The organism is Corynebacterium sp. AOP40-4SA-5 (assembly GCF_052377355.1).
Taxonomy (GTDB): domain Bacteria; phylum Actinomycetota; class Actinomycetes; order Mycobacteriales; family Mycobacteriaceae; genus Corynebacterium.
This window is the reverse complement of record NZ_JBQSWS010000071.1, coordinates 1-321: the sequence shown is the minus strand read 5'-3', so window position 1 is coordinate 321 and position 321 is coordinate 1. Positions and strand designations below refer to the sequence as shown.

The window sequence follows — 321 nt, the reverse complement described above, 5'->3', positions numbered from 1 at the left end:
AGAGGCCCGTGCCGCGGGATCGCGAAAGGCTACCTTGATCAGCTTCCTGGCACCTCCGACCCCACCTTGCACTCAGCCTCCTTCTCAACCAACCGGACTAGTCGCTCGGTATCATCCGCACCGATTTGCCCTGGGTCAATGACCCGGCCTTCTGACGGCTCAATCGTGCCAATCTGCTCGCGCACAAGCTCCTCGCCCAGAGCAGTGTCCAACCCTGATCGACGATGAACGGCGATGGATATGTCCTCGACAGAGAACGCACCCGTCATGATTACCCTCTCACGTGCACACTCGACGCTACCTTCCTGATGTGGTCCAGAA

The 321-nt window shown here is 59.2% G+C and carries 1 protein-coding gene; it reads right to left on the bottom strand.

Translation table 11 applies throughout. The annotated features are described in order from the left end of the window. Window positions 1–38: 38 nt before the first annotated feature. Window positions 39–321: hypothetical protein (locus ACT3S3_RS15320; protein WP_444615252.1), on the bottom strand; the 283-nt coding region annotated here is incomplete at its 5' end.